The following is a 12827-nucleotide window of genomic DNA, read 5'->3' as shown; positions in this document are numbered from 1 at the left end:
GTTTTGGGTTTGATTCGGCTATTAATAATTTAATTCTTAAAAGATTTTAAACTTATTTCATTCTTTTTATTTAGTAAGGTTATTACATGGAAAAATCCGGCAGTTTTCACTGTCGGATTTTTTTTATATTTTATTTTTATTATTTGAAAATGATTTTCCTCGTTGTTGCAAAGTCATTTTCAAGAGTAACTTTTACCAGTAAAACCTGATCGGCAGATTGCAGATTTGAAATTGACAATTCTGTTGTTCCTATTTTGTTTTTACTATATACAAGTTTTCCTGTAATATCGTATATGTTTACTTCTTTAATGTTTTCTTTAGAAGAAGTAACTTTGATTGCTTTGTCTTTTACAGAAACTAAAAGTCCGTCTTTTACATTTTCAAAATCACCTGTTCCTAAAGTTTTATTCGTATAACGAAGGACGAAACGATCTGTAAAAGTTCCTATTTCTGTATTGAACTTATAATTTCCTGCTTTTAGGTCATAAATAGTTCCTGTTGTTTTATCCTCCAAATACACTTTCTGATCATTCAGTAATCCATCAGTATGATCAATTGCGATTGTAAATTCTCCTGCAACAGCAGTTTTGTACCCAAGCGGAACTAAATCAGTATCTTCAAAAGGAAGCCCACGTCCCTGGATGGTTAGTTTTTTAGCATCATTTAAACTGTAAAAGTCTAAATAAGCACTTCCGTTAAGAGTAGCCGCATCATAATTTTGATCCCAGCTGTTTGTTGCTCCTTCTATATAACCTATCAGTGCTTGTTTATACAATCCTGTTGTATTTTTCATATTCAGCCATACACGGTTTTTCTCAATATCGGCAGCTGTTTTAAAGAACTGGCTGTTATTACCTGCTATTCTCATACTGTTTGTAAAAACAACATTATTTCCTGTACTGGCTTTGAAGAAAAATCCCTGACCTGCTGCAATTTTTCCACTTGCAGCCGGACCGTTTGAAGTTCCCGTACTTCCTGATAAGGTATATACTGAATAATCATCCGGATCATAATTGTAAGTTGCATCTCCATCGATACCACTATCAGGCTGATTACTGTGTGTCCAGAAATATAATGCTCCAGTTCCTGCGTCAGTTATTAATTTGTTTGCACTAATTGCTGATGGATATGGGTTTCCGATTAAATGCCACTTTGTAGCTACTGGAGTAATAGTAATATCTCCATTGTTTGGAACTCCAGTAAAAGAGGCTTGAAAAACAGCTGCACTAACATTTTCCTGTGGCCCTCTTACGATATATCCTTGTCCCGGAGTCATTACCAAAGTTCCGTTATAACTAATTACCCATCCACTTGATGGATTAAAGCTTTGGTATTTATCTGCCAGTGTCGTTGGCGATAAATCATGAAGCGTCATACCAGGTGTTGCTGTAACTGGTATTGACCAGTATACATAATCGTAACGATTGATAGGAGTAGTACTTCTTAAATAAGTAATGTTTCCTGTGTTAACGGCATTTGCAGTCTGAACTAAACTTGCATTGTTCTCAAAAGTTAAAGAACCTCCTGAATTAACGTTTAATGCGTTAGTAACTGTTAGAGTTCTGCCGGTTTTTATAGTAACGTTTGCTCCGCTTGCAATTTTACATGAACATCCATTAATATCTTTGTCTAAACTATAATTGGCATCAAACTCTAATATATCATTTAATGTTGGATCTGCTCCACTAGACCATGCTGTTCCATTCCATTTATTTGCTGATTGTATCGTTACTACTGCAGAATATACTGATCCGCAATTACTTTGTATTGCAAAACTATAATCCCCAGGAACTAATCCCGAAATTGTCATTGTTCCCGTTCCTGAAATACTATAAGTCCCGTTTGTTGAATTTGGTCCATTAAAAAGTAACGTTCCGGAATTTGGTAAACCATTCAATGTAACACTTCCGGTAGGAACTGCGCAAGTTGGTCTAACTATTGTTCCCGGTACTGGAGCTGCATAAGAAGTTTCTACTGTTGTTGTAGAAGAAACTGGAGAGGCAGCTGAACATCCATTAGAATTTCTATAATTAACTGTAACTGTTTTACTTCCTGTTGTTAACCATCTTAATGTTACAGTATTACTTCCTGTCCCGATTCCTCCTCCGGTAATAGTATAGTCAGTTCCACTATTTCCAGATATAGTCCAAGCGTAATTTGATTGTCCTCCTTGTGTTGTATAAACCACATTTGTTCCTGTACAAGTATTTGTTCCTGCCTGACTTGTAAAAGTAACTGTTGGCAGCGGATCAATATCAAAAGTAGTTTCGATAGCTGCAAAACCTTGTGGACAACCAGGAGTTCGTGCAACCGCTCTATAAGCTCTGTTGGCATAAAGTAATTCTGTAGGCTGATACTCTATTAAAGTTGCTGTTCCTGCTATAGGAATCCAGGTTACATTGTTATCATCGCTATATTCCCATCTTACGACTTTTGCAGAATAAGAATATGGATCTCCCTGATTAGGGGCATCGGCATTAGCCAATGTCAATTTATTAGGCTGAGTTCCATAACAGATGTGTCTACCTCCATGAGTACGTCCTCTGTCTGTTGTAATAACAGTTACCGCTACAGGATTTGATATCACTGTAGAACCACAACTTCCGCTAACTTCTACAGTATAATTCCCGACGTTTGTAGTTGTTGGATTAGTTAATGTTAAAGTATTTGTTCCCTGTCCACTTACACCGCCAGTATTAGTAAGAGTTGTTCCATCTTTTTTCCAAACATACGTTAATGTACCTCCTACTGCTGTAACCGAAATTGTTTGTGTACCACTTCCTGAACATGCCGCGGCAGGAGCAGTTGGTTGTACTGTAATTGCAGTTACGACATTTACTGTAATTGTTCCTGTTGCATTAACTGCAGTTGCTCCGCAGCCATTAACCGGAATACTATATGAAAAAGTTCCTGATGCTGTTGGTGTGCCACTAATAGTAATAGTATTAGAAGCCCAAGATGCAGAAACTCCTGCTGGTAAACCATTTGCTCCGGCAACACCATTGTTAGCTATTCCTGTTACACTCCCTGTAGTTGTATGTGTAATATTTGTTATTGCTGTATTAATACAAATAGTTGGACTTGATGATGCAGCACCAACAGCTTTGTTTGCATTAACAGTAATTGTTCCTGTAGCATTTACTGTACCGCATCCACCATTTAACAGAATGCTATAAGTAAAATTACCTGATGCTGTTGGAGTACCACTAATAGTAATAGTATTAGAAGCCCAAGATGCAGAAACTCCTGCAGGCAAACCGTTTGCTCCTGCAACACCATTGTTAGCTATTCCTGTTGCGCCAGTTGTAGTATGTATTATATTTGTTATTGCTGTATTAATACAAGTAGTTGGACTTGATGCAGCAGCAGTCGCTGTATTTATTCTAACTGTAATTGTTCCTGTAGCATTAACCGCAGTTGAACCGCAGCCATTAACTGGAATGCTGTATGAAAAAGTTCCTGATGCTGTTGGAGTACCACTAATAGTAATAGTATTAGAAGCCCAAGACGCAGAAACTCCTGCTGGCAAACCATTTGCTCCGGCGACACCATTGTTAGCTATTCCTGTTACACCTCCAGTAGTTGTATGTGTAAAAGCTGTTATTGCTGTATTGATACAAACATTTGGACTTGATGACGCAGCACCCACAGCTTTGTCTGCATTAACTGTAATTGTTCCCGTTGCATTTACCGTACCACATCCACCATTTAACGGAATACTATATGAAAAAGTTCCTGATGCTGTTGGAGTACCACTAATAGTAATAGTATTAGAAGCCCAAGATGCAGAAACTCCTGCTGGCAAACCATTTGCTCCGGCAACACCATTGTTAGATATTCCTGATGCGCCAGTAGTAGTATGGGTTACATTCGTAATAGGTGTATTGATACAAGTAGTTGGACTTGATGAAGCACCTGTTACTGTATTTGTTCTAACAATTATTGTTCCTGTAGCATTTGTAGCACTTCCACAACCACCAGTCAGCGGAATGTTATATGAAAAAGTTCCTGATGCTGTTGGAGTTCCGCTAATAGTAATTGTATTTGATGCAAATGATGCTGATACACCTGCTGGTAAACCATTTGCTCCAGCTACTCCATTATTAGATATTCCTGTTGCGCCAGTAGTGCTGTGTGTTATATTTGTTATTGCTGTGTTAATACATACATTTGGACTTGAAGAAGCACTACCTACAGTATAAGAAGTAGATCCAATTGTAATTGTTGAAACAGTTGAATACGCAATATTAGTACATGGTAAATTTCGCACAACAGCTCTGTAATACGTTGTTTGTGTTAAATTTTGTACATCAATTCCGTTATTTGTATTATTAATCGTTGTTGTATTGCTTACAAAATTATCTGTAGAGGATTCCCAACGAATTACTGAACCAATATATCCCGTTAAATTTAAGTATGTAATATAAGTATTTGGACAGCCACTTGCAGATGGCAAAGTACCTCCGCTGCTCGTTTGTGCTATTGTAATAAATAAACTTGATGGTCCTCCTGTACCACATGCGTTTGTTGAGGTAACCTGAACATTTCCTGAAGTCGCTGAAGCACTAAAAGTAATACTTGCAGAAAGACCATCCGCCGCAGGTGTAATAGTTGCCCCTGTTCCTGAATAAGACCAATTGTAAGCATACGAACCTTGAACGGCACTAATTGTATAACTTGTTGTAGAACTCTGACATTGAGTTTGAGAACCTGCCAAATTTGATGGCCCTACTCCAGGTCCATTCGTAACATAAATTGTTCTGGTTGCCGTTCTCTGTGTAGGACAATCTGTTGTTGATGGAATTGTATAAGTAACAGTAGCTGTTCCATTTGCAGTAGAAGTTATTACACCTGTACTTGCATTGATTGAAGCTATACCTGCTGGACTAATAGTCCATGTTCCTCCTGGAACTGTAGATGCAAAAGTAGTAGATGTACTTCCATAAGTACAAATATATTGATTACCGGAAAGAGTTCCTGCAGAAGTTGGACAATCATAAGATATAACAACTTTGCCTGCTGCACCAGCGCCACCAGCTCTGTTTCCTCCTGTTTGTGATGTTCTGCCTCCACTTCCACCTCCACCATAAACATTTCCAGAATTACCAGTTGCTGTATTTCCAGAACCACCTACTATTGCTCCTCCTGTTCCTCCTGTTGGTCCGGAACCAGCTCCACCAATACCAGAGTCTGCACCGTTATTACTTTCTCCATTTCCTCCAGTACCGCCCGCAATGACCTGTACTCCACCAACATTTCCGGTTGTTCCTCCAGTTCCTCCCAAAATAGGGTTCCCTCCACTAGTATTTCCCGTTCCTCCAGATCCTCCTGCCGCATATATCAAACCAGAAGCTGAAGCTCCATTTATACTTACAGTAGAAAAACCCCCATTACCACCACTTGCACCGCTAGCTGCTGTTCCTCCGGCACCAACTGTTGCATCAAGTACATTTGTTGGTGCAACTGTTAGGTTACTTTTTGCATAAGCACCTCCGCCGCCTCCGCCGCCTGTTCTTGCAGTAGCTCCCACAGCATTTGTAGATCCTCCTCCAGCTCCACCGCCTCCCCAACATTCAACTGCCACGGTTGTAACACCAGCAGGAACTGTAAAGGTTTTAGGAGTTGTAGCTGTCACATAAGTTTTTGTAACGGTTTGTCCGAAAGAAACAAAGGAAATTACAAAAAATAAAAAACTAAAAAGTAATGTTTTCTTCATGTTATATGTTTTCTATCAGGTTGTTATGCGAGCATAAGAGTTATCTCACCCGCAAAGATATATACATATACGTGTTAGAAATTATGAGGGTTTTTAGAATAGCCATATAATCGATAAACTGATAAAATAATCGACGAAATGGATAATAAAAATTGGTGTTTTATGGAAATTCTTATAAAATGGAGTCTTGAAAAATAAGAAAAATCCGTAACAATGAGGTGTTTTGCTCTGATTTTTTCAGGTAATAATCGAAAAAACGTCTGGTTTTATAAAAAATACTCAGAAAAGCGATATTTTACAACTGGAGGTTATTTTTTATTCCGTAAGGAATTTAAGATGTTTTAGATAAAAATTTGAAACCTTGAAAAGAAGCAAAAAGTATGCTTTTAAGTATAATTTTCTGATGTTTATTCTTGCTCTAATTCTTTAACTTTTTCATAAACGAGATTACTTTCATAACCCCTTCGAAGAAGGTAATCACAAAATTTTTTTCGTTTTTTTAAATTGTTTTTTTCCTGAATGGTATTCCAGCATCTTTCAGATAAATTTTCAAAAGTTTCAAAATATTCTTCTGTAGAAATTTCCTTGAGGGCAAGATTAATATTTGTTGAAGAAATATTTCGAAGTTTAAGCTCATTTGTAATCCTGATTTTTCCCCAACTTTTGATTCTGTGTTTGCCTCTTGCGAAACTACAGGCAAAACGAGTTTCATCCAAAAAATTATTTTCAATTAACTGAACTATAATAGAATCAATCTCATCAGAAGTCATTTTTAAGCTATAAAGTTTTGAAACAACTTCGTCATGACAGCGTTCCTGATAAACACAAAAGCGTTCTAATTTCTGTAAAGCTTCTTTTGGAGTACAAATTGAGTTCATGAGTATTTTCTTTCTTTTTAACTATAAGTGGTAAAAATAACCATTTAAATGTTAAATTATGATATGTTTATTTCCTATTTCACAAAAGACTTTCAAAAAACTATTGTGTATCTCAGGATTAATAATAATTTTGTGCGTAAATTCTGTTTGTTAAACTGCCCTGTTTGTTAAACAGTTATTAATAAGAATTTAAGTTCAAAATTTAGTTTTTCGTTCATAACGAAACTTAAAATTTTTTATTTGAATTTGCCCCAAAAACAAATTTAATACCACAACCTACTATGATTCGAAAACTACTTTTGTTCGTTCGTTCTTTATTTTCATTATTCCCTAATTCTTCTAAAGAAAAGTCTTTCACACTTAGTTTAAGATTAATTTGTTTGGGGATGTTTTTTGTTTTTTCGACTGCAAATGCAACAACTTATTATACTTCTGTAAATGGCTCACCTAGTACTTTAGGTAATTGGTGGACTAATATGAATGGAACAGGTGGTAACCCTGCAAATTTTACAACTCCAGGAGATATTTTTATAATACAAAATGGAGATACCATGACAACTACTGCAGCATGGAGTATTACTGGTAGTTTACAAATTGCTACTGGAGGATCCTTGGTTGTCGTTAATCATAACATTACAATTTCGGGAACCACTACAATTTCTGGAACGTTACAACACAGTAACAATACTGGAACAAAAATTTATGTTGGACTGGTAACTGTGAATTCAGGAGGAACTTGGAATAATTCTTCGAATGTAGGAGTTACATTTAGAGGGGGGATTACAAATAATGGAACATTTACATCTGGCACTGGAATTCAGACTTTTGACACAAATGCACAAGTTTTAAACGGTACAATCAGTATCTCAAGATTAACTGCTAATATCGGAGTTTCAAACAATGGAACCCTAACAGTAAGCAACACACTTGCAGGATCTAGTTCCTTAACTAATAATTCAGGAGCAACCCTAAATATAAACACTACTAATGCAAGTGGAATAACTAGTATAACAAATTCTGGAACAGCAACGATAAATGCATCAGCTGCTATTAATACGGTAACAGCAAATTTTGTAAATACAAGTACTGGAACTCTAAACATTAGTGGTTCTAGCACTATAGCTGGGATTACAAATAATGGAACTGCTAATTTAACGAGTTCAGGAACTATTACAACTTTCAATAATGCTACTGCTGCCAGTCAATTAAATATTACTGCAACAACAACTCCTATAACAAATCTTACAGCCACAGTAGCTGGAAATACCGTAAATTACAATGGTACAACACAAACAATAAAAGGAACAACTTATTCAAACTTAATATTATCAACTTCAGGTACAAAGACATTAGGGGCAGCTACAACAAATACTAATTCAATAACATTGAATAATGATACTAGTTTGGCTATGTCTACATTTTCACTAACCTTGAGTGGTAATCTTATAAATAACGGAAATGGGACAATAAGTGGAACAACTGGAGGTGTTACAATTTCTGGAACATCAAGTCAAAGTGTTGCAGGTTTTACAACAACAGGAACAGTTTTAATGAATAAAACTGGAAATACTGCTACATTAACAGGAAATATTAATGGTGCTGCGTTCACAATTAATGGTTCTGGAGGAACACTTAATTTAGGAACTGGCTTATCACATACTTTTACTGGAAATGTTACACTTACTGCTGGAACATTAAATGGAGGATCTAGTACATTAAATGTAAATTCTACTTCTACTACGGCGTGGGGCGGAACTGGAACCAATTTTAATGCTGGTACTAGTACAGTTAATTTTGGAGGAGCTAATCAAACTTTATCATCATCAAGCAACACATTCTACAATCTTTATTTTACAGGAAGTGGGAATAAAATATTTTCAGCTGCAACAAATATCAACAATATTTTCTCTATAGCTTCTGGTGTTAAAGCAAGTCTATCGACTTTTGTTCATAATGCTGCTGCATTAGTACTTGCGGGCTCTACAAAAACCGCAAGTTCATATGGAGGCTCTGGAACGTCTGGTACAATTACAGACACAAACTCCTTTAACAATGGTGCAGGAAGGGTTGTTGTTACAACAGATTCTTGTTTAGCTTTCTCTGGAGTTGCACAAATAACTTCTGTAAAGTTAAACACATTAGATTCTACACCACTTGGAACTACATCTTATGAAAATATTCCAAGTACAACAGCTACGACGACAGTAACCAAAGGAGATTACTATTCATTAGTCATTAAAGGAAATACAAATGGCGACTATAATATGTATTATACTGCATTTTTTGACTGGAATGGTGATGGAGATTTTGTAGATCCTGATGAGGGACCAATATCTATTGGAACAATAAGAAACTCTTCTGGAGCTGATGATAAAGCTACTTCAGCTTATTTTCGAATTCTTCCAGGAGCTACTGGGACAAATATAGCCATGCGTATTATTGGTTTACGTGGAAATACTCCTAACTCGACTCCTTGTACAGTAAACTCAGGAATAGGTCAGGTTAAAGATTATACGATTAGTTTACAATCAAACTGTGTCGGACCACTTCCTGTTTCAGTAAGTACAAATTCAACCGCTTCTACTGTTTGTCCTAATGTTCCTTTTACACTTTCATTAGGAAACACATTTGGTGAAGGAGCAACTTATTTATGGCAAACTAGCCCAACAAGCACTGGACCTTGGACAGGTGCCGCTACACCATCTATAGCATTTTATAATAATGATTTTTCAACAGCTCAAGGGCTTAATACAACTGTAGGAGATGTAAGTGTAAGAGGTGTTGATACTCAAATTACAGGCGGAGAATTAATCTTAACCACAATTGCTCCAGATGGACATAATGGAGGTTTTTTTATAGACAAAGCTAATACAGACAATATCAATCCATTTACTGCTACTTTTAAATATAAAATTGACGGTGGAGGCGCAGTAGGAGCTGATGGTTTAAGTTTAAGTTATGGACCTGGTTTTGTTGCCAATGAAGGTGGAGGTGAAGGCGGAGAAGGTTCTGGACTTAGAATACAATTTGACACGTATGACAATGAAGATGTTGCGACAGGAAGCCGTGTAAGGATTGTGTATAATAATGCTTCTATTTTTAATGCCGGAATCAATGATCCTATTAATTTAAGAACTACTACTTACAAAGATGTTAAATTATATGTAGATACAGATGGGTATCTATCTCTTGCAATTCAAGACGGTGCGGCAATGGTAACAATTGTTTCTAAACTTCTTTTACCAAATTATTCCACTACTGATAAATCTACATGGAAATTTAAATTTTCTGCACGTACAGGAGGTTTAAAAGATATACATAGTATAGATGATCTTGTTATTACCTTTTTAGATTCTGCTAATTCAAAATCTAAATTTACAACATCACAAACTGTTAAAACATACTATCGTGCTGTAATTACTTGTGGGACTTCTTCTGTAAACTCAACTCCAGTTTTTGTTGACATGAGTTCAGCAGTCATTACAACTCAGCCAACTGTTCCCGCAGCAGTTTGTTCTGGTACTGGTGTACGAACAATTTCTGTTGCTGCTACAGGATTAAGTTTAGCATATACATGGAAAAAAGATGGCGTTGATCTTGTTGAAGGAGGAGTAGTTTCTGGACAAGGGACTAACACTCTTACATTAACTAGTCCAACAGCTGCAAATGCGGGGAATTATACTGTAGTTGTTACGGGGGCATGTTCTTCTAGTGTAACTTCAAATGCAGTTGCACTTACAGTAAATGCCTTACCAACACCAACTTTTACAGCTTCTCCTAGTTCTCCTGTTTGTGCAGACAGTGATGTTACTTACACAACAGAAGCTAGTCAGACAAATTATATATGGACTGTTCCAGGTACAGCAGGCACAGATTATAACATTACAGGAGGAGGAATTGGTACAGGAAGTAATACCGTTACATTAAGATGGATAACATCCGGAAGCAAAACTGTATCTGTTAATTACACTAATTCAAATGGCTGTACTGCAACATCAGCAACATCATCTACAATTAATGTAAACGCATTACCAATAATTACAGCACATCCACAACCAATTGCGGTATGTGAAGGAAAAAATCATATATTCACTGTAGTTACTTCTGCTGGAAGTCCAACATATCAATGGCAGTATTCACCCGATAATGCAACCTGGACAAACACAGACTTAGCTGGCGGCGTAACAGGGCATACGAGTGCATCTTTAAATGTTACAGGCATTCCACTTTCATACTCTGGAAATTATGTTCATTGTATCATTACAGTTGGAACTTGTTCGATCACTTCAAATTCTGCTTTATTAACCGTAAATCCTACGCCAACTGCGCCAACTGCATCTGTAACAACTCAGCCAACATGTGCTGTACCTACGGCAACTATTACAGTTTCAAGCCCAGCACCAGCTGCAGGGATTACTTATAGTATTGACGGAACGACTTATAACACTACAGGTATATTCTCAGGAGTAGCAACTGGATCATCATATAATGTTACTACGAAAAATAGTTCCGGTTGTGAATCTCCAATTACAGTTGTTTCTGTAAATGCTTATGCAGGTAAAACATGGAACGGTAGTTTAAGTACAAACTGGAACGTTGCCGGAAACTGGACTCCAAATGGTGTTCCTACAGTAGATGATTGTGTAGTGATTCCAGATTTAATCGCTATCACAAACAAGCCAGAAATTACAGGGACAAATACTGAATTTAAAGCCCATACAATCAATTTAAATAATAATAGTTCTTTCATCGTAAGAAGTACAAATACTCTAACAGTTACCAACGCCGTAACAGTTAATACAGGAAGTACTTTGACTTTTGAGAACAATGCAAGTTTAGTTCAAACAACCAATGCTGTTAACAGCGGAAACATTACTTATTTAAGAAGCACAACTCCTATAAATCGTTACGATTATGTTTACTGGTCAGTACCAGTTACTGCAACACCGGGTATAACACTTCATGATTTATCACCAACTACTCTGGCAGATAAATACCAAAGTTTTAATCCATCAAGTGGATGGGTAATTAGTTATAACGGAACTCAGGTTATGACACCGGGACAAGGATATATTGTAAGAGGGCCACAGGAGAACGCAAGCCCGCTTGTTTTTCAAGCTTCTTTTACGGGAGTTCCAAATAATGGGGATTTTACCATTACACCTGTAGCTACAAAGTGGCATTTAATCGGAAATCCATACCCGTCAGCAATTAGTGCAAACAAATTAATAACCGACGCAGGAACTGGAGCATTGTATTTCTGGTCACACACCAATCAACCTGATGCAGGTAACACTGGAAACGAAACTTACAACTATGATTCTGATGATTATTCAGTATATACCTTATCGGGAAGCACAGGTCCTTCAAACGGTCCACCTGCAAGTGGAAAAATTGCAGCAGGTCAGGGATTTTTCTTTAAAGCAAGTACAGGAAGTGATGTTGTTTTTACAAACAGTATGAGAATTCCAGGCGATAACAGCCAGTTCTTTAAAACAGCTGGCGATATTGAGAGAAACCGTGTATGGCTGAATATGTCAACTACAACAGGGTTATTTAAACAAGTCCTGGTAGGTTATATAGAAGGAGCAACAAACAGCTGGGATCAAAATTATGATGCAGCAACCCTTAACGGAAATACTTATGTAGATTTCTATAGCATTAGTGATGCTAAAAAATTAACGATTCAGGGGCGTGAACTTCCTTTTGAAGATACCGATTTAGTTCCCCTTGGGTACAAAACTGCCGTTGCAGGAGAATTTACAATCGCAATTGACCATACTGATGGATTATTGAACAGTCAGGCAGTTTATTTAGAAGATAAAACAAATGGTACTATTTATGACCTTAAAGCCGGAAACTATAAATTTACTACCGAGATAGGAACTTTTACAGATCGTTTTGTATTACGTTATACTAATAAAACATTAGGAACAGGTGATTTCGAAAATGTAAAAGACGGACTTTTGGTTTCTGTAAAAGACAAAGTAATCAAAGTAACGTCTTCTAAAGAAAACATCAAAGAAGTTGCTGTTTTTGATGTTACTGGAAAACTTTTATACAACAAAAAGAAAGTTGGAGCTACGGAATTGTCAATCTCAAATCTTCAGGCTGCTGAACAGGTTTTACTGGTAAAAGTAACTCTTGAAAACAAAGCAGAAGTAACAAGAAAGATTATCTTTAAATAATAAAAACTTCTTCTAATAAAAAAATCCATTCCGAAAACGGAATGG

General features: G+C 36.7%; 3 protein-coding genes. 1 reads left to right on the top strand and 2 read right to left on the bottom strand.

Features of this window, described 5'->3' with window-relative positions:
• Window positions 1-139: 139 nt before the first annotated feature.
• Window positions 140-5716 carry a T9SS sorting signal type C domain-containing protein gene (locus tag B3C18_RS14065; protein WP_291147829.1) on the bottom strand — a complete coding sequence of 1859 codons (5577 nt, stop codon included), beginning with the start codon at window positions 5714-5716 and terminating at the stop codon, window positions 140-142.
• 407 nt (window positions 5717-6123) lie between these two features.
• Window positions 6124-6594, bottom strand: coding sequence for a regulatory protein RecX (locus B3C18_RS14060; RefSeq protein ID WP_291147827.1), 471 nt, complete (start codon window positions 6592-6594; stop codon window positions 6124-6126).
• Window positions 6595-6875: 281 nt separating this feature from the next.
• On the opposite strand from B3C18_RS14060, the gene B3C18_RS14055 reads away from it, so the two are divergent.
• A complete protein-coding gene (locus tag B3C18_RS14055; RefSeq protein ID WP_291147825.1) occupies window positions 6876-12782 on the top strand; it encodes a T9SS sorting signal type C domain-containing protein in 5907 nt (1968 codons plus the stop codon).
• Window positions 12783-12827: the final 45 nt, after the last annotated feature.

It is taken from the genome of Flavobacterium sp. UBA7680 (genome assembly GCF_002482975.1).
Classification (GTDB): Bacteria; Bacteroidota; Bacteroidia; order Flavobacteriales; family Flavobacteriaceae; genus Flavobacterium.
This window is presented reverse-complemented; position numbering and strand designations above follow the sequence as displayed.

Coding starts and splice junctions, on each gene's coding strand:
- B3C18_RS14065 (WP_291147829.1), bottom strand. CDS start 5,716: ATGAAGAAAACATTACTTTTTAGTTTTTTATTTTTTGTAATTTCCTTT.
- B3C18_RS14060 (WP_291147827.1), bottom strand. CDS start 6,594: ATGAACTCAATTTGTACTCCAAAAGAAGCTTTACAGAAATTAGAACGC.
- B3C18_RS14055 (WP_291147825.1), top strand. CDS start 6,876: ATGATTCGAAAACTACTTTTGTTCGTTCGTTCTTTATTTTCATTATTC.